The following is a 19,785-nucleotide window of genomic DNA, read 5'->3' on the forward strand; positions in this document are numbered from 1 at the left end:
ACCGTTTGCTAGCACTTGCCGTTTCTCGGCAATGCAAGTTCGAACGAGCGGTCCTATCCCGAATTCAATCGATGCAGCACCCAAAAGAAAGCCACATTCGACCGATCAGAACCACGGCGATCCTGTTGTGCCTGCTGCTGTTGCTGGCAGTCGGGTTTAGCGCAATGGCCATGTGGTATTGGCTGCCTGGGCGTATCGATACGCTCTTGCTGACGGCTCCAGAGTCGGAGATCGCTGAGAGAATGGAATACTCGCTACGCCATTCGTCGACTCCCTACCAAGATCTTGCTCGCTGGATGGCTTCTGATCGCGCGATCGTTGCCCTGGAAGCAGCAAACCAAATGCAATCCAGGATTGATCAGCTTCAAGGGGAACCCGGATTGGCGATCGCCGACCAGGCTTACCGTTTGGCTCAAGCACTAAAAGAGGAGCTACCCAACTACCCACAACAAACTCGCAGCCGCGTACATCTCATGGCGAGTCAGATGTCCAACTGGGACCTGGGAACTTTCTCCGCCAAGCAAGGTCCCTTTCTCATCGTGCTGGAAGATGTGATTCGCGACAGCAGGCCATCGGCAACCTCGGTCGATCTGGCGGCCAGCGATCAAATGATGCAGAACTACCTACGCAGCGAACAACCCAGCGACGCCACATTGGAGAACCCTCCTAAGATCGATCGGGTGGGGGACATCGATCTCAGTGGCGGGCTACCGTGGAAGCAGCAATCGATCCCTGGTGATGCTCAGAGGAAAGTAGCCGCTCAACCGCCCAAGCAGGAAATCGTCTACGACGACACAGAAGTGCTTCCTGCCAATCGCCGAGTCACAATCGACAAACCGCTAAAACTACCTACTTTGGCTGAACAGCCTAAGCAACTTCCCCCAGGCCTCCACGCCAGCGATCCCCTTCCCGACTTCAGCCATCTTACGTCACTCGAGATTATGTGGAAGTTACATCTACAGAATACGCGCATGGTAAAGCATGCCCGCGAAACGCTCATAGCGCGAAACTTCAACGCTGATGATCTAGAACTCGCAACCCGACTTACCCACCCCGATGTAGCGCAGCGACTGCAACTGGTTCGCGAACTTCCGCTCTTGGCCAGGTCAGATCGAACTCAGTGGCTTTACTACATGACCAAAGACCCGGACGAGGGGGTAAGATACAACGCCGCAGCCGCGCTCTTGACATCGACGGACCCGCGGCTGTTAAGACGCTTGAAAGCGGACATGGCAACGGATCCCAGCCCGCGTGTTCAAGCATTAATTCGCAGATAGATCACCTGCCAAGAGGACACTTAGCATCCTAGTGCGTCAACTTGCTTAGCATTTCCATGGCCTGTTTCGCTCGGCCGACGCCGCCGATTGAATCCACGAATTCCTTTGCCGACATCAAATCTTCGGCGGTGATCTTGCCAGTCTTCATTGGACCGTTGGCTTTTCTCTTATCCATCGACTTAATGGTGCTGACGTACTGCGGCGTTACATCCTTGTAGCCAGCCTTCTTCAAAGCTTCTGCTACAACGGTGGGTGAAGCTTCAGGATTATCCTGCTGGTAACTTCGAATTGCATCAGCTTTAGATGGTTTGTTGGTAGCTCGTTTTGCCATGCTTAGTACTTTTTCTTTCAATACAACAATCGAACACGTTTCTAAAATGCCTCGCCCAAGGCCCAGTCATAGTCTAGACACATATCTAAAGATCGTCGACTTGCGTCTATCAAGAATGCAGTCATCCCGCAATGGGCGTCCAGCCTAGAGACTTTCTGGACTTTACTTTGCCCTTGCGCTCGCTGCACGGCGATTGCACCATAACTCACCGTCCCAGCAGGACTTCCATGCGGTAGTCATCGCCCCAGCCGCATTTTAATCGTTTGTTCTTCACGCCGACCTTGGCTGTCTTGTTGTTCTTCAGCAGGCTCAGGCTCGTCCTTCGTAGCAGGCTAAAGTTGGCGTCGGCGTGCCCTTTGCGGATGCGAGATTGATCTTCACCGAACGTCACGTCCAGTTGCCAGTGCAGGCTGTTTTCAATGCCCCAATGACCGCGAACGGCCTCGGCGAAACGCTTGCCGGAAAGGTACTTGCTCAGGATATAGTATCGCACCTCGCTCGTCTCGTTCCCGCCTTGCTTCACGATATTGATCGTCATCCCGATCGCCCTCAAGTTCGACCAACGATCTCGTGTGATGATCTCGTCGTTCACAGGGCAGATATAATAGGAACGCGACTCCTCGCGACCATGCCCTTTCTCGTGCGTTTCGTGACGGTGTACTTTGGCTCGCTTGAAATTGCTTTCCTGCTGCGCGACAAAAAAATCTTCGATCGAATCGTGGAGGGTCGGCTGATTGCGCTTCACGGCCAGGCAATAATCGGCTCCCTGGTCGACGATCTTCTGAGCGATGTCCTGTTGGCAACCTTGAGCGTCAATCGTCACTAAACTGCCGGAAACCTCGACGATTTCAAGCAGTTTGGGAATGGCGGTGATCTCGTTGCTCTTCGCGTCGGTTACTACCTGGCCGAGACTCACATGATTGGCAGTCGCCCAGGCACTGACCATGTGAATGGCCGCCTTGCTGCTGGCCTTGTCGAAACTCCGCCGCAGCGTCTTGCCGTCAATCGCGATGATCTGCCCGTCGGTGATTTCGTGTAAGGCGGTGATCCAAGTCAGCAAACACTTCTCAAACTCAGCCGGATTCAGCGAAGCCAAGATCGCATTAAAGCGATCGTGCGAAGGGATGCCGGAACTCAAATCAAGGAACTTACCCAGCCACTCCTTCTTCATCTCGGCCCAGTCGGCGATAGCCACAAAATCATCCGCCCCACTCATCACCGCACACAGCGCGATGGTCACGATATTCGTTAACGGATAAGTCACCTTGCGAGTCCGCGGATCGGTCAGATCGGCAAAGCACTCTTGAAGGGAAACAGGCGAACGTGACGACATGAGAAAGGCACCTGAGAACACCGGATCAGGCCGCGACAACCTCCGTCACAAAATCGCCTGACCGCCATTGCCTCAGTGTCGCAGATAACCCATCATGGCGCAATCGCCGTGGCGCTCGCTGGCAGACAAAGTGTAATCCCTGAATATATCGAGAACTGCTACATCGACCACCCGCCTGTTATAGAGTTGCAACGTTTTTTGCGAATGACAGTACAATAAGTGCCCTATTTATCATAGCGATTCACTCTTTCGGGTGACCTCATATGACAATTTGCAGGGGGCACCCGAGTGACGATTTAGGCGCGCGTATCCCATTTATATTCACGGGTAACGCAAGAGTACCACATCAGGAATCCACTCTGGTGAGTGGTGAGCAGTTACTGATAAACTGCGTACGATGCGAAAGAAAAAGTGGGGATGACAGGAATCGAACCTGCACTCCTTGCGGAACTAGATCCTAAATCTAGCGCGTCTGCCAGTTTCGCCACATCCCCTGGCAATCCCAAATACGCCATTTGTCGGCGATCCCGGATGAAGGTATTTAGTATATCATCCCCAATGCGGACTTGGCAACGTGGCCCCCTCTTGGGTGTTCGCGGCGAAGATGCGAAAACGGAAGGTCCAGATACTAACCGTCGCAACTCCTTAGCACGATCCCTAACAAGCTACGTAACATGCCTGAATTGAAAGCGGTCGTATTCGACATGGATGGGACCATCTTGAACACCGAGATGCTCTACCCCCAGGTTTCCACCGAAATCCTTCGCCGCCGCGGACACTCACTGACCAAGGAATTGACCGATGCCATGATGGGTCGGCCGGCCCCGAAGGCGTTTAAAGTCATGATCGACTGGCACGATTTGGCCGACTCGATCGAGACGCTCCATCAAGAGTCCGAGGAGATCTTCGGGGACATCCTGGAAACATCCCTGGGATTGATGCCTGGTTTCACGGAGCTATTCAAATCGATTCTGGAAGCCAAATACCCTGTCGCCGTATGTACCAGTGCGCAGCGAGATACGGCGATCGACCTGCTCGGACGTTTTAACATCACACCAGAACTTCAATTTGTGATTGGTGGCGATAACGTCGAACATGGTAAGCCCCATCCTGAGATCTACTTAACCGCAGCCGATCGCCTTGGCCTTTCACCTGGCGAAATCGTGGTTTTTGAAGACAGCCAAACCGGTTGCAAAGCCGCCATCGATGCCGGCACCTATGCCATCGCCGTGCCTGGCGACCACAGTCGCGAGCATGCGTTTGACGGTGCCCAGTTCGTCGCCGATTCATTGCACGATCGACGTATTTACGAGCAACTTGATCTTCGACTTCCGACGTGATCAACATTCGGCGATGCGTCGAGACATCAAAGTCTCGCAGAAGAAGATTGACGAAAATGCGAGCCCCCCTATACACTGAGTGGGTGCGTCCCCCATCATGCACAGTGTCGGACACTGCTTCCCCCGCTAAAAAGGATTGACGCGATGAAAAATCTCGCCATCGTCCAGATCGACGACGAAATCGTGTTGGCGCCTGGATCTTCTCAAGATTCCAGTCTTCTGCCCAGCAAACTGGCCGCTCGCAAGCTGAATTCAACTCCCCTCATTGAATGGCTGGTTCGTCGTATTTCCGAAGCGGAATTGATCGAAGGAATCGTCGTGGTCATGCCTGACCAGCCGCAATATCGCGACTTGGTTTCCCTCATTCCACTCGACATTCCGTGTCACCTGAGCAAGAAGGAAACGCCGCTGGCACGGCTTGCCGATGCCGCCAAGAAGTATCCTTCCGACTCGATCGTGCGTGTCCCGCTGGAAACGCCGTTCTGCGATCCCGTGCTGATCGACCGACTCCTGGTCACCGCGCAATTGCATGGGGACAAAGACTACGTTGGTTACTGTTTGGAAGATGGTTGCCCAGCTTCCCAATCGACGATTGGGCTATTCTCGGAATGGATTCGCAGCGCGGCACTCGCCAAGGCCAACCGTGAAGTGAAGTCCACCGCGGATGCCTATCGCATCGACCGTTCGTTTCTGAACTATCCGGAACTGTTCTCGCTGGAAATGATTCCCGTTCCCGATTGCCTCAATCGCAGTGACCTGCGTTTCTCGGTCGCCAACGACGAAGACTGGGAAGAACTGCTAGCAATTGTCGATGCCTTCGGTGCCGAAACGCTTCAGTGGCAAGATGTCGTGCGGATCATCGACGCACAGCCCCCCATTCGCCAGCGTATGGCCCAGCGCAATAAGCTGATCGCCTAAATTGATCGGATCGATACATGACTCGCAGTGGGACGCACTGACGTCCCTTTTTCTTGCTAGCGGAGCACGGCCGCAAAATCGGAGTAATCGTCAAATTCAACTCAATTTACCAAGCCGGTTCGGTCGAAGATGAATTTGAACCGATTCACTGTGACGATCAGCTACCACCTAGCAAGGCTGCGATGCCATGAAAAAGTTGCTTACACTCCTCGCCTGTGTTGTTCTGATGAGTAACGTCGGATGCACGATGTGCAGTCATCCGTTTGACTACTCGTACGCAGCATACGACGAAGCGCAAATGAGTGGGCACCGCGCTGGCTCGGCATTCTCGCCCTACTCGTCTGAATCGGTCGTGACCGAAACGGCTCCTTCCGAGCAGATCATCGAAGAAGAAGAAGTGATCTACTACGACCAGTCGCAATAGCACCGAGCATCCAGTTCTCTGATTTCCTAATCCTACCGATTGCCGGCGACCGTTGCATTGCTTCGCACGGACGCCGCTGCCAGAGACGGCAACTTCTTTTCAAGCCTGTCAAAATGGGGTAGTTTGTACCCCGACTCTTCCATCATCCCCTGGCACTCCATCCCCTCACCTCGTTTGCCCCTCATGAGCGATGCATCCCAACCCCCTAGCGCCGCGTCGGACGAAAACCCGATCGACGACATCATCACCACCGTCGAGCCCCCCACTTCGTTCTTTTCCACGCTCTCCTGGCTAGGGCCTGGGCTGATCGTGGCTGGCTCTATTGTCGGCTCCGGGGAACTGATCGCCACTACCAAAACCGGAGCCGAAGCAGGCTTCGCGCTGCTGTGGCTGATCATCCTGGGGTGCGTGATCAAGGTCTTCGTCCAGGTTGAGTTCGGCCGGTACACCATCACGTCGGGAAAGACGGCCCTCGATGGCTTGAATGAAATCCCCGGCCCCGCGATCTCCTTCCAGGCCTGGGGCAAACCCTACCGAATAAACTGGCTGATGGTCTATTGGCTCCTGATGACGTTAGCCAGCCTGGCACAACTCGGCGGTATTGTCGGAAGCGTTGGCCAGGCCCTGCAAATCAGCATCCCACTTACTGAAAAGGGGCGTACTTTCAACGAATTCGCCAAGGTGCAAGCCGACATCCAAGTCCAAGAAACCTTGGTTCGGCTCGCCGCCGAGCGTGGCGACAACCAGGCGAAGCTGGCTGCCGAATCGCGCATCGCCCAGCTCGAAGCCGGGCAAGGCGAACAATCCGCTCGGTATCTGAGTCTTCGCCGGCTGGTACAGAAAGAACAAATCGATCTCACCCAAGCAAGTGATGATTCATCCGCGACTCACATCCAAACTCGCATTCGGGATGCTCAAAATGAAATGGAGAGCATCAAGTCCTCGATCGTCAGCATCGACGACAAGATCTGGGCCGGAATCATCGCGGTCGTCACTTCGGGGCTGCTTTACCTGGGGCGGTACCACTTCATCCAGAACTTCTCGACCGTCCTGGTAGCTGGGTTCACCCTGATCACTATCGGCAATCTGTGCGCGCTTCAGTTCACGCCTGAGTGGGCCATCTCCGGCAGCGAGGTTCTCAAAGGACTCAGCTTCAGCCTGCCTGATGCTTCAATCGCGGGGACAACTCCCGTGATCACCGCCTTGGCCACGTTCGGCATCATTGGCGTGGGCGCAGCCGAACTGATTGCTTATCCCTACTGGTGTGTTGAAAAAGGGTATGCTCGCTTCACCGGCAAACGAGACGAAAGCGAAGGCTGGGCTCGCCGAGCCACCGGTTGGCTGAAGGTCATGCAGTGGGACTCGTGGGGCTCGATGCTCGTCTACACCTTCGCAACCATCGCGTTCTATTTGCTGGGTGCCGCCATCCTTGGCCGAACCGGCATGAACCCAGAGAGCGCCGAATTGATTCGCACGCTCAGCGTGATGTACGAACCTGTCTTCGGTTCGGTCGCACCAACGTTGTTTTTGTTCGGGGCGTTTGCCGTTCTCTATTCCACGTTCTTCGTCGCCAATGCCGGCCATGCCCGGGTCGATGCGGATGGGGTTCGCCTGTTTGGGATCATTGCTCCCTCGGATCGTGCGCTACACAACACGGTCACGGTGTTCAACATCGCGTTTCCGCTATTCTGCTTCACGGTCTATACGTTCATCCCCAAGCCTGCCCAGTTGGTGCTGCTCAGTGGTGTGATGCAGGCCATCATGCTGCCGATGCTCTCGGTCGCCGCTCTCTACTATCGTTACCGGCGCATCGATCCTCGGCTGCGACCTGGCATCTGGTGGGATATTGGTTTATGGACGTCCGGTTTCGGGATGCTGATCGCCGGCGGTTATCTGTTCTATGCGAAACTTCCGGAGATTGGCCAGCTGTTTGGACTTGGCGGCGGCTAATCGATTTGTTCCGCGCACAATCGTTACAACCGGCATGCCTGGAACGGCAAACCCAAGTCGCCATGTATTTGAAGACGACCCGTAGCATGGCCAAAACCTACGTTTGAGAAACAGCACTCAAACGCAAAAGGCCCTGTCATGTCCGAAGCGGCGATCCCAACCGAAGCACCACAAGCTACATCCCCGGCGAAGTCGGAAGCTACGACCAGTCTGGCCAAGATCGTGCATGTCATCAATGGCGAGCACTACTCCGGCGCTGAACGGGTTCAAGACCTGCTCGGCAAGTGCCTCCCGCAGTTCGGATACGACGCCAGCTTCGTTTGTGTGAAGCCTGGTAAGTTTGCCGAAGCACGCGCCGCCGACCAATGCCCACTGTTCGACCTCCCCATGCGGCATCGGTTCGATTTGTGGCAAGCCAAAAAACTGGCCGACCTGGTGAAAGCCGAACAATTCGAGGTGATCCACGCCCATACACCCCGCACCGCGATGCTGGCCATGGGAGCGTCTTACCTGACCCGGGTTCCGTTCGTCTATCACGTCCATAGCCCAACCTCGCGTGACTCGACGCGCGAGTGGCAGAACTGGGTCAATCAGAAGATCGAACAGACCGCGATCGCCAACGCCTCGCAGTTGGTGTGCGTTTCCAACAGCCTGGCCGGGCACATGCGCGGCCTAGGCGTCAGCGACAATCGCCTGGCGGTGGTCCACAACGGCGTGCCGCAAGTGGCAAACGTTCCCGAACGTGAACTGCCTAGCGGCGCTTGGACCTTGGGCACCGTGGCCTTGTTCCGACCACGCAAGGGACTGGAAGTGTTGCTCGATGCCATGGCCGATCTGCGCGAGCGAGGGCACCTGATTCGCCTGCGAGCCGTCGGCCCTTTCGAGACTCCTGAGTATGAAGCCACCATCCACGAGCGAGTGCGTCAATTGAAGCTGGAAGATGCGATCGATTGGATTGGCTTCACCCGCGACGTAAATGCTCAATTTTCGCAGATGGACCTGTTCGTCCTTCCCAGCCTGTTCGGCGAGGGCCTGCCGATGGTGGTGCTCGAATCGATGGCTGCCGGTACGCCGGTGGTGGCTACCGATGTGGAAGGGGTTACCGAAGCGATCACCGACGGCGAGAGTGGCATCATCGCCCGGCCTAACGATGCGGGGCACCTAGCTCAACGGATCGAGGCCGTCCTGACCGGGCGAGAAGATTGGCGAAAGATTCGCACCTCGGCCCTCGCTCGCCACGCGGAATCGTTCTCAGACGTCGCCATGGCCCGCGGGGTCGCAGGCGTTTACGACCAAATTCTCCAGAAATAGCCCATTCGATCGAGCCGTGTGACCGAACGTGTCACGCGCAAGTGCGAAGATAGGGAAGTGTTGCCATTGCGGGTGGGTGACTTCACCTCCACGCCGAGGAGAGGTATCCTACCTGTGGCAAGTTCCCTACCTCCCCACGGACGGCTCGATGGTGATTTCTCGCGAATTTGTAACCTGGGACCGCCCCATCCTGCATTCGGCGGCCGATTGGCTGATTCGGTCGGCTACGGTCTCGCCTGAAAACCTTCCACTGGTAGACCTTTCCCACTGCCTGGTTGTCGTCCCCGGTGGTTTGGCAGGGCGACGCCTGACCGAACTACTGATCCAAAAAGTGGAAGCGGACGGGCGGTCTCTGATTCCTCCCGGCATCATCACCGTCGGCCAGTTGCCGGAACACCTCTACGAAGCTAAGCTTCCCTTCGCGTCGGAATTGACCCAACAGTTTGCGTGGGGAGAAACCCTCCGGGCTTTCGGCAACGAACCTCTCAAGCCGCTGATTCCCTTTCCGCCCGATGCCAACGATCTGGGGACATGGCGGGACTATGGTGACTCGGTACGACGTGTTTACCGAGAACTTGTTTCCGATGCACTCGACTTCACCGAAGTCGCCCAGAAAGCCCACTCGCTGGAAGACTTCACCGAACAGGCCCGGTGGGACGTCCTGGCAAAACTGCAAAACGCTTACCTGGCACGTCTCGACGCTCTGCAAATGTGGGACAAACAATCCGCGCGACTCTATGCCATCAAACACGACGAATGCCATAGCGATGCGCATATTGTTCTGCTGGCAACGGTCGACCTCAATCGGGCAACCCGGCAGATGCTCGATCAGGTTGCCGGCAAAGGAGGGAAGGTCACGGCAATCGTCGGCGCCCCGGAAAGCTGGTCCGATCATTTCGACGAGCACGGCTGTCTGATCGCCGATGCGTGGGCAGACGAAACGATCGAACTCGACTGGCAATCGGTCGCGATCGTTGACGGCCCGACCCAACAGGCCGACGAAGCCGCGGGGGCCATTGCCGCGGTCGCCGAAAAGTACACGGCCAAAGACGTGATCGTGGGTCTGCCGGACGAGAACCTGTTGGGGGAAGTCCGCCGTATCTTTGGTCAACACGGTCTCAAATGCCGCTATGGTCCCGGGCGATCGGTCGTCAGCACCCTTCCCTTCCGGTTGATCGAGACGATCATTGAACTCTCGCAGACGCGGCAATACCACGCACTGGCATCCGCGCTGCGGCACCCCGACCTGTTCGTCACGTTAAAGTTCGCGCAGCCCGGCATCGAGCAACTTGATGAATGGTTCAACCATCGCCTGCCGGACGTCATCGACAACTCGATTCAAAACGAAGAAGTCGCCCAGGCCGTCAGCAAACTCAACGAACTCGCCGCTCCGTTCGTGGGTGAAAAACGATCGCTGCCTGAGTGGGCCGATCAGGTTCGCGAGCTTCTCCTGGCCGTTTACGGCAGCCAGATCATCGACCTTGATACGGAGGCGAACTTCCAACTTGCCCGGCCGCTTCAATCGATCAATGAAGCCATGGCCCAGTGGAACGACATTCCCCCATCCCTTTCGCAAGCGTTTGGGGCGTCCGAAATGCTGCGGGTACTCAAGAGCCAGCTGACCTCGTCTATGATTCCCGCCGAGCACGACCCCGAGGCGATCGAAGCACTTGGTTGGCTGGAACTCCCCTTGATGGATGCCCCGGTATGCGTCGTTACTAGCTTTAACGACGGACTGATTCCCAGCGCGAACACGGCTGACCTCTTCCTGCCCAACTCGCTACGAAACCTGCTCGGCTTGGAAGACGACTCCCTTCGCTATGCCCGTGATGCCTACCAGGTTCAGGTCATTCAGCACTCGCGCGAGGTGGTCAAGTGGATCGTTCCCAAACGCAGCGCCGATGGCGATCCGCTGGCACCTAGCCGGCTGTTGTTCACCGGCGGTACCGAAGATCTGGCCCAGCGCGTGCACAAGTTTTTCGGCATGCCCGAGGATCCCCAGAACCAGGCCAAACGCCCCTCCGAGAAATCGCAGGATCATCGGCAACGCATCGCGATTCCTCAGCCTCATCAACTGGAAGTGATCGAGATGCCGGCCTGGGACCGCTTCTCGGCAACGCGAATCAATCAGTATCTGAAATGCCCCTATCGGTTCTTCTTGAAGTACGTCGTGGGGCTACGCGGGGAAGACGACTGGAGCACCGAACTCGATGGAGGTGCGTTCGGCAACCTGGCTCACGACACGCTCCAGGCATTCGGCATCAGCGACGTAAAGGACTCGGCCGATGAAAAGATCATCTTCGATTTTCTGTCGGCCGAGTTGAGCGACCTGGCGGTGAAACGTTACGGCAAGAGCCCTCTAGCGACGATCAAGCTGCAGATCGAACAGCTCCGCTTGCGGCTGCGGGCCTTCGCCGCTGGCCAGGCACAGCATCTCCAGAACGGCTGGGTCATCCATCTCTGCGAAGCGGAAGTGGCCGGGCCCTACCCGATCATCTCGGTCGACGGTAACGAGATCGAACTGGAAGGTCGTATCGACCGCATCGACTATCATCCCGAATCAGGGCAATGGGCCGTGTGGGATTACAAGACCGGCGACAGCACCGGCGATCCCGAGAAGGACCATCAAGTCGGCCCTCGCGATGACAAACGGTGGGTCAGCGTCCAGCTTCCCTTCTACCGTCACCTAGTGAAAAGCGTGGGGGTGCGGGGAGAGATTTCGCTCGGCTACATCACCCTCCCCAAACTCGGCGAAGAAGTCCGTTTCCGCGAGGCCAATTGGGGCGAGGACGACCTTGATCAAGCCGACGCGACGATCATACAAGCCATTCGCGACATCCGCGCCGGAAAGTTCTTTCCACCTGGCGAGGCCCGCTACGAAGACGAATTCTCGCGAATCTGCCAAGATACCGTTCTCGGAAAATGGGAGCCCGCCCAATGAGCTCCAGCAAGACTCCCTTTCCCAACACGTTGATTCGCGCTTCGGCAGGAAGTGGTAAGACCTTCCGGCTATCCAGCCGCTACCTGGGTATCGTCGCCCACAATGGTCGACCGGATGAAATCCTGGCCACCACGTTTACTCGGAAAGCTGCCGGTGAGATTCTCGACCGCATCATGATGCGCCTGGCCGTGGCCGCGATCGATCCCGGCAAGCTGGCCGAACTGAACGGTTCCCTCGAAGGCACGCCACTTACCAAGGAAGACTGCCTGCGAACGCTGCACAAAATCCCGCAGCAGATGCATCGCCTGCAGGTCAAGACGCTCGATAGCCATTTCATCCGCCTCGCGCAGTGCTTCAGCTTTGAACTGGGCCTCCCGCCTGATTGGACGATCATCGATGACGTCGATGACCAACGCCTGCGCATGGATGCCGTCAACCGCGTTCTCGCGCATCCGGAAACGAACGAAGTCATCCAACTGCTGCACCTCTTGAGCAAAGGGAGTTCCGAGCGAAGCGTTTCGCGGTTGGTCATGAACGTGGTAAACGACTTGTACGGCGTTTATCTCGAATCGGACGAGAACTCGTGGCAAGTCCTCTCCCTGGCAGCCGCTCCCAAAGAAAAGGAAGTGGAAGACGCGATCGAGTTCCTCGACAGCTACCCGGCCGATCAAAAGGCACTGAAGAAGGCGATAACGGCCGACGTCCAGCGCTTTCGCGCGCAGCTGTGGCCCAAGTTCCTCGATACCGGCCTCCCTCCGAAGATCATCGCCGGCGAAGACACCTTCAGCCGCAAACCAATTCCCGACGACGTGGCCCGCGTTTATCAAACGCTCGTGCGTTACGTGCAAAGCATCCTCATTGGCCGTACGATCGATCAGAACCGGGGTGCCTACCAGTTACTGAATCACTTCCACACCCACTACGAACGTCTCAAGTGGCAGCAGCGGGGATACCGCTTCGAAGACGTGACGCGCCGCTTGAGCGACGCATTGGAAAGCAGTCCCGATATTCAAAATCAGTTCCGATTAGACCGAAAGATCGAGCATCTCTTGCTCGATGAGTTCCAAGACACCTCGCCGGTCCAGTGGGACGTCATCCGCCCGGTCGCCCAGAAGATCGCCACGCAGCCGAAGGATCGCTCGATCTTGTGCGTCGGCGACATGAAACAGGCCATCTACGCCTGGCGCGGAGGCGTCGCCGAGATCTTTGATGCGGTTCAGAATACGCTGCCGGGGATCCATCCCGAGGACATGGACAAGAGCTACCGCTCGTCGCCTCTGATCATGGAGACCGTAAACCAGATCTTCGGCAAGCTTGGCGAGTTTCCCGCCGCTGGAAAGATGCGTAACGGCATCGATCATTGGCTCAAATTCTTTCATCCACACGAGACGGCCCGGACGGAACTGCCAGGCCACGTGACGCTCGAGTCAGCTCCCTTCGACGTCGAAGGAAAGCCTTGCGACGATCAGGTCATTGCCCTGACTGCCGGCCGTGTGGCCGAACTTCATCGCCAGGCGCCGCATATTTCGATCGGCGTTCTCGTGCGGCGTAACGCCACGATCGCCTCGATGATCTACCTACTGCGCGAGCTGGACGTGATGGCCAGTGAAGAGGGGGGCAATCCCCTTACCGATTCCGCGGCGGTGCAGTTGATGCTGTCCCTGTTAGAGTGGATCGATCACCCCGGCAACACGGCGGCCCGCTTTCATGTCGTTCAGTCGCCGCTGGCCGCACTATTGGGACCAGCGGTGCAAAGCAGTACGCAGTGGGAAATCGTCGCCAACGATCTCCGCCGCGAACTGCTGGTCGATGGATATGGCGCCGCGATCAGCCGCTGGGCGAAGCATCTGCATCCTGAGTGTACCCCGCGGGAGCAGCGTCGGCTCGAGCAACTCCAGCGGCTGGCCTTCGCCTATCAGTCTAAGGCTACCCTCCGCAGTCAGGACTTCGTGCGTTTCATCCAATCGCAGCGGGTAGGCGATTCGTCGAGTGCGGCGGTCCGCGTGATGAACATTCACCAGTCGAAAGGGCTGGAGTTCGACGCTGTTTTCTTGCCGGAGCTTGATAACCGAATCCCACCGCAAGCTGACAGCTTCGTGCTACGGCGTGACGATCAAATCGGACCGATCAGCGGCGTGACCCACTACGTATCGGAATCACTTCAGCCGATGCTCCCGGAGGCAGTTCAAGCGATCTTCGAAGAGACGCAGCAAAAGAATGTCGTCGAGGCGCTGTGCGTGCTTTACGTCGCGTTGACCCGCGCCGTGCATGCATTGCATATGGTCATCAAACCGCGACCGATGCCGAAGTCTGGCGGGGATGGGCCGTCCAAGTCGTTCTCTGGCATCATCCTGAACGGCCTAACCAATAATCCCTATCCCGCAGAGAACCAACTGCTTTACCAAAGTGGTAGTTCTACATGGTACGAGTCAACGGCGCAGGCATCCGGTGAAACCGAGCCAGCCCAGGCAGTCGCCGAAGAACGTCTTCCCATTCAACTCAAACCAGCCAAGCCAGATGCCCTGGGCGAGTTCGTTGCTCCATCTTCCCTCGAAGGTGGGCGTATGCGGCGCGTCAAGGACCTCCTCACGGCCCAGGTCGTGACTGCCGGAATGCAGTATGGTTCGGCCATGCATCACTGGATGGAATCGGTCGGGTGGCTCGAAACATTCCAAGCCGACCGTGAATCGATGATCGCGTCGGCACGTTCCCAGTTCGGCGAGTTCGCCTATGCTGGCGCATTTGGTCACTTTCAATCGATCTTGAAATCGGACCCCGCGACCGAGCTTCTCAGCCAGAAGCAATACCAAGCTAACGCCTGGTGGCCGGGTTCCAACGTCAAGGATACGCTGAGCGTCCACTGCGAGTTCCCCTTTGCGATCACGCACGAAGGGTCGGTTCTGCGGGGATCGATTGACCGCTTGGTTCTCATTCAACGTGATGGTCAGGTGATTGCCGCCGATGTCATCGACTTCAAAACCGATTCCTTCGAGGATGAGGCTTCCCTGAAGGAAAAAGTCGAACACTACCGCCCCCAGGTCAACGCCTATCGCCAGGCAGTCGCCCAGATCTTCAAGCTCCCCACCTCGGCCATCCGGGGCACCTTGTTCTTCGTGCACGGCCCGAAGATCATCACGTGGCAGGAGAAAGGTAACGCATGACGAAATTCATTCACACCGCCGATCTTCATATCGACAGCCCGCTGAGAGGCCTCGCCGTGCGGGACGAAGCGATGATGCGCCGCGTGCAGCGTGCGACGCGTACGGCGCTGGAGCGCATCGTCGACCTGGCCATCGAGCAGCAAGTCGCGTTCATCCTGATCGCTGGCGACCTGTTCGACGGCGACTGGAAGGACATGCATTCCGGCCAATGGGTGGCAGGCCAATTCCGCCGTCTGGCCGATGCCGACATCGGTGTCTATTACATTCGCGGCAATCACGACGCCGTCAGCCAGATTCAGCGCAAGATTCGCTGGCCCGACAACGTCGTCGAGCTTCCGCATGACGAGCCTGCGACGATCACCCTGGAAGATATCGGCGTCGCGATCCACGGCCAAGGCTTTGCCGATCGGGAAGTGATGGTCGATCTGGCAGCTAAATACCCACAGCGCATCAGCGGGATGTTTAACGTCGCCATGCTGCACACGAGCCTGACCGGCAGCGAACATCACGACACGTACGCTCCCACCACCATCGAAACGCTCCGCAGCCGCGGCTACGACTACTGGGCCCTGGGGCACATTCATCTGCGAAACGTGGCCCCCCTTTCCACGGAACCATACGTCGCCTACAGCGGCAACCCTCAAGGGCGTCACATTCGTGAGCCCGGTGCCAAAGGGTGCCTGGTGGCCGAGATCGAAGGAGAATCGCTCAAGCAGGTTACCTTCCACCCGACCGACTCTCTGCGGTGGCAAGAACTAGTTCTCGACGTCTCGCAGGAAACGTCGCTGGAAGGCGTGCTGGCCCAAGCAGGCTCCGCGATTCGAACGGTCCACGACCAGCACCAAGGACTCGGCTCGGCATTCCGGCTGACGTTCTACGGGACGACGAAAGTTCATCAGCAACTGTCCGACCTGATCAAGCGAAACGAAGTTCTGCTCGAAGTTCACAATGCCGCCGAAGCGATCGACGACGAAATCTGGATCGAGAAGATTCGCTTCGAGACCCAGCCCCAGTCACAAGCCTCGCTGCAAGACACGCACGACCTGTGGGGATCGATCGCCCAGCAGTTCGACAAAGTTCAAGCAGATACCGAGGCGATCAAGCAGTTGGAAGAACTCGTCAAACCGGTACTCGATAAAGTGAGTGCCCAGCACATTGCCTTGAGTGACGAAGGTACCTTGGACGAGCGCCTGCCCCATTGGATCACGGCAGCCCAGCAGCTTCTCCGCAGTCGATTGGGAGCCCCAAGCGAATGAAATTACGCCATTTGGAACTGGAAAACTACGGCATCCACGTCGAGCAAAGCTTCGCATTTCAGACGCATAGTCTGCAGATCGTCTATGGCCAAAACGAAGCTGGCAAGTCGACGCTTCTGCAGGCCGTGCGCGAACTGCTGTTTGGCTTCCAGCATGCCAAAAGCAATCCGTTTGCGCCCGATTCGACCAAGAAAAAAATGAAGGCCACCGCGCAGCTGACCATGGCCAGCGGTACCGACCTGCAGATCGTTCGCCGCCAAGGCAACAAGAATACTTTATCCGGCACCTACCAGGACGAAGAGATTGACGACGTTCGCTGGAAGCAATTGATCAGCGGCGCCGACCAGCGGTTGTACGAACACGTCTTTGGCTTCTCACTCAAGGAACTGGCCACCGGCGAAGAGAGCCTGAAAGAAGCCAACCTGGACGAAGCTCTCTTTGGAGGCGGCCTGGGCAGGCTACACGACTACAAGGAACTGCTCAAAAGCATTGACGAAGAGACCGAGAGTCTTTTCAAGAGCCGGGGTCAGAAGCAAAAGATCAATTCGATCCTTTCCGACATCAAAGCTCTCGAGACGGAGCTGAAGGATTCGTCCCTTCGGCCGGCCCAATACGAGGAGTGGCTCACCGAAGCCCGTCGCTGCGAGGAAGAGCTGACGCGTCTCGGTTGCACGCTGGACAAGGTCTACCGCAAGCAGCAGCACCTGGAACGTCTCCGCAAAGCGCATCCACTATGGATTCAGCGGCAGGCCAAGCAGCAGCAGTTGGCCAAACTGGAAGCGCCTCAATCGTTCCCCGCTGACGCGTTGGAGGAACTTTCGCAAACACGACGACAAGCCGCTAAGCTGTCGGCCGAAGTCGAGAATCTGACGCTCGACCTGAAACAGCTGGAACAAGAGATCGCGGCGATCGAGTTCAATACGTTGGTCATCGAATCAAGCGAAGCGATCCGGTCTCTGCTATTCGGGATCAAGGAAGTCCAGGGCTACCGCCGCGATATCCCCTTGCGAACCCAGGATCGGCAACGCGACCAGGACGAGGCCGAGACGATTCTGCGGCGGATCGACCCTAAGCTTCAGTTGGATCAAATCGCCAAGTTCGAACTGACACTCACGCAGCGTAACAAGATCCAGCAGTTGACCAAAACGTACCAGAAGCTGACGACGGAGATTGGGTCGCACACGCCTGAGGTCGAACGGCTGGATCGTGAAATCGAAGAGATCGAATCGACCCTGGCCGAAATGCCGCAGCATCCGGCCGAACTCATCCAGCGTCTTCAGTCGAGCGTCGATCCGCTGCGTCAGGCGATTGTTCAGCGCGGGGAGATGGCCGCTTCGGTCCGCAAGTTGTGTGCCGATATCGCGCAGCGCCGCTTGCCAATCGACGCGATGGCTGGCCGCCAGCTTGACTTCACCCGCCCCCTGGCCCTGCCGCTGGAACCCACGATTCATCGCTACGAGTCGGAGCTTCAAACGCTGGCCGAACAGATGCGTGCCGCTGAGGCTTCGGTGCGAGAAACTTCCGATGAACTGGCTACCAAGAACGACGAACTGCGGCGACTGGAACAAAGTGCCCAACTGGTCTCGGAAGACGAACTGCATTCTGCTCGACAGAAGCGCGACGAAACGTGGCAGTCACTACGCCGCCAACTGCTTGGTGAGCAGGAATTGCTTTCTTCGGATCAAAATCAAACGCAGGCCAATGCGTTCGATCGGCACTTGGTGCAGACCGATAAGTTAGCGGACCAGCGCTATCGTCACGCCCAGATACTGGCCGACCAGCAAGCGATCCAAGCCAATATCCATTCACTCGAAGAACGCCTGTCAGCTCGGAAACAGCACCTGACCCAACTCACGACTAGCCGCCATGAAATATGGCAGGCGTGGTCGGACGAATGGAAGCAGGTCGAACTGACGCCTAAGTCTCCGCAAGAGATGCTCCCTTGGCGAGCAACCTACCTGGCACTCGTGGAAGTGCAGTCGGAGATCGTACAAGCGGAAGAAGAGCTTGCCGAACTCGATCGTCGCATCGGGGAAACGATTCAGCTGCTTCGCGAGCAAGAACTCGTATCGTCCGATGAATCGCCTGAGCAGGCCGTCGTCGCATTGGAATCATTCTTGAAGCGTGTCCAGTCCGAGCAACAACGCCGCGATCAACTGGAAAATAGGCGACAGTTGAACCTGGACAATCGCAAGACCGCGTTCCGCCAGAACGAAAAACGCCAGCAGCAGCTTTCGGCGATCCAAGCCGAAGCGTCCGAGATTCTCTCGGTCTTTGACGCCATTGGCGGTGTCGACTTGGAAACGGCCGCCGATCTGATTCAAGCGGTCGAAAATGTCCAGGCCAAGTTGACCAGCGCCCAGGGGCTGCAGCAGCGCATCGCCGACATGCAGCAGGGACTGAAGCAATTTGCCGAACAGGTCGATGCCGTCGTCACGACAACCGGTGAACCACTGGCAGACATGCCCCCGGAAGCCGCCGCTCAGCGACTAGGCACGCTTCTTTCCGAAGCGGAGAACCAGCGCGGTCTACGCAAGGAGTTGGAGATCAAACGTCAGGTTCGCTCGGAGTCGCTCGAAAGCAGCCAGAAAGAACTGGCCGAGGTCGAAGCACGCCTGTCGCAATGGCGATCGCAAATCGACGCCGAATCGGATGAGCAGTTGGAGGTCGTTTCGCAGATCGTTCGCGAGAAGCAAGCGCTCGAGCGGGAACTGGCCGAGATCGAAACCCAGTTAGCGTTGGTTCGCGAATCGGAACCACTGCAGCCATTCCAACAAGCACTGGAAGCACTCGACGTCGACGGTCTCAAGCAAGAGTTGATGTCGGCGACCAGCGAACTCACCGAGACCAAACAGCAGCAAGAGACGACACTCAAGCAGTTGGGCGAGTTGGGACATCAGCTGCGCGACGTCGATCAATCCAGCCATGCCGTGATGGCCCAGGGAAAGATTGAATCGCTCCAGGCCGAGCTTTCCGACTGTTTGGATCGACTCGGGCCGCTGCTGATCGCCAAGGAGATGCTCGACCGCGCGATGCAGGCCTTTCGCGAAGAGAACTCGGGACAACTCCTTTCGATCATCAGCGAGCTGATCGAGCGGATGACTGAGGGGCGGTACACCAAAGTCGAGCACGACCCTGATCAGGAAGGGGGCTTGATCCTCAGCGGGCCCAACGATCTGCGCCGCAAGCCATCGGAACTCAGCACCGGCACACGTGAGCAGCTTTACCTGGCCATTCGCCTGGCGTACATTCGACACTACTGCGCAGGGGCCGAACCGCTGCCGGTGCTGATGGATGATATCCTGGTCAACTTCGACGACGCCCGCCAAATCGCGACGTTAAAGGTGCTGATGGACTTCGATCCACGGATCCAGGTCATCATGCTGACGTGTCATCAGCCGCTGGTCGACAAGGTCCGGTCGCTCAGCGAGTCGATTCAGGTCACGCGTATCGACGGACAGCCGGTCGAATCGATCGTCAAGAAGCCGACCTCGAAACGTAAAAAGACGCCTGAGAAGTCCTCCACACCAAGCTTGTTTTAAG

The 19,785-nt window shown here is 57.2% G+C and carries 12 protein-coding genes and 1 tRNA gene; 10 read left to right on the forward strand and 3 right to left on the reverse strand.

What is annotated here, in order from left to right; all coding sequences use genetic code 11:
- Window positions 1-71: 71 nt before the first annotated feature.
- A complete protein-coding gene (locus tag Pan97_RS19410) occupies window positions 72-1,277 on the forward strand; it encodes a HEAT repeat domain-containing protein (protein WP_144975485.1) in 1,206 nt (401 codons plus the stop codon).
- 28 nt (window positions 1,278-1,305) lie between these two features.
- Here the strand turns inward: Pan97_RS19410 and Pan97_RS19415 are convergent, their stop codons facing one another.
- From Pan97_RS19415 to Pan97_RS19425, 3 genes are all read right to left on the reverse strand, one after another.
- A complete protein-coding gene (locus Pan97_RS19415) occupies window positions 1,306-1,608 on the reverse strand; it encodes a hypothetical protein (protein WP_144975487.1) in 303 nt (100 codons plus the stop codon).
- A gap of 205 nt (window positions 1,609-1,813) precedes the next feature.
- On the reverse strand, window positions 1,814-2,941 hold the full coding sequence (locus Pan97_RS19420; protein WP_144970136.1) for an ISAs1 family transposase: 1,128 nt from the start codon (window positions 2,939-2,941) through the stop codon (window positions 1,814-1,816).
- A gap of 412 nt (window positions 2,942-3,353) precedes the next feature.
- Window positions 3,354-3,435 (reverse strand) — tRNA-Leu (locus Pan97_RS19425).
- A gap of 180 nt (window positions 3,436-3,615) precedes the next feature.
- Between Pan97_RS19425 and Pan97_RS19430 the strand changes: the two genes are divergently transcribed.
- The 9 genes from Pan97_RS19430 to Pan97_RS19470 all read left to right on the forward strand — a co-directional run bounded on the left by Pan97_RS19430 (window position 3,616) and on the right by Pan97_RS19470 (window position 19,784).
- Window positions 3,616-4,281 (forward strand): HAD family hydrolase, encoded by a 666-nt coding sequence (locus tag Pan97_RS19430; RefSeq protein WP_144975489.1) that lies wholly within the window; start codon window positions 3,616-3,618, stop codon window positions 4,279-4,281.
- A gap of 144 nt (window positions 4,282-4,425) precedes the next feature.
- Complete coding sequence (locus Pan97_RS19435; RefSeq protein WP_144975491.1) at window positions 4,426-5,199, forward strand: NTP transferase domain-containing protein; 774 nt, start codon at window positions 4,426-4,428, stop codon at window positions 5,197-5,199.
- A gap of 187 nt (window positions 5,200-5,386) precedes the next feature.
- Window positions 5,387-5,623: a hypothetical protein gene (locus Pan97_RS19440; protein WP_144975493.1), complete on the forward strand. Its 237-nt coding sequence runs from the start codon at window positions 5,387-5,389 to the stop codon at window positions 5,621-5,623.
- 183 nt (window positions 5,624-5,806) lie between these two features.
- Window positions 5,807-7,573: an Nramp family divalent metal transporter gene (locus Pan97_RS19445; protein WP_174819549.1), complete on the forward strand. Its 1,767-nt coding sequence runs from the start codon at window positions 5,807-5,809 to the stop codon at window positions 7,571-7,573.
- Window positions 7,574-7,711: 138 nt separating this feature from the next.
- Window positions 7,712-8,884, forward strand: a complete 1,173-nt coding sequence (locus Pan97_RS19450) for a glycosyltransferase family 4 protein (RefSeq protein ID WP_144975495.1) — start codon at window positions 7,712-7,714, stop codon at window positions 8,882-8,884.
- A 148-nt stretch (window positions 8,885-9,032) separates the two neighbouring features.
- Entirely contained in the window at window positions 9,033-11,825 is a 2,793-nt protein-coding gene (locus tag Pan97_RS19455; RefSeq protein ID WP_144975497.1) for a PD-(D/E)XK nuclease family protein, read from the forward strand.
- On the forward strand, window positions 11,822-14,986 hold the full coding sequence (locus Pan97_RS19460; RefSeq protein WP_165698863.1) for a UvrD-helicase domain-containing protein: 3,165 nt from the start codon (window positions 11,822-11,824) through the stop codon (window positions 14,984-14,986). The genes Pan97_RS19455 and Pan97_RS19460 overlap by 4 nt, the downstream gene beginning before the upstream one ends.
- Window positions 14,983-16,242: a metallophosphoesterase family protein gene (locus tag Pan97_RS19465; protein WP_144975500.1), complete on the forward strand. Its 1,260-nt coding sequence runs from the start codon at window positions 14,983-14,985 to the stop codon at window positions 16,240-16,242. The genes Pan97_RS19460 and Pan97_RS19465 overlap by 4 nt, the downstream gene beginning before the upstream one ends.
- Complete coding sequence (locus Pan97_RS19470) at window positions 16,239-19,784, forward strand: AAA family ATPase (protein WP_144975502.1); 3,546 nt, start codon at window positions 16,239-16,241, stop codon at window positions 19,782-19,784. The genes Pan97_RS19465 and Pan97_RS19470 overlap by 4 nt, the downstream gene beginning before the upstream one ends.
- Window position 19,785: the final 1 nt, after the last annotated feature.

The sequence above is a fragment of the Bremerella volcania genome, assembly GCF_007748115.1.
In the GTDB taxonomy this organism is placed as follows: Bacteria; Planctomycetota; Planctomycetia; order Pirellulales; family Pirellulaceae; genus Bremerella; species Bremerella volcania.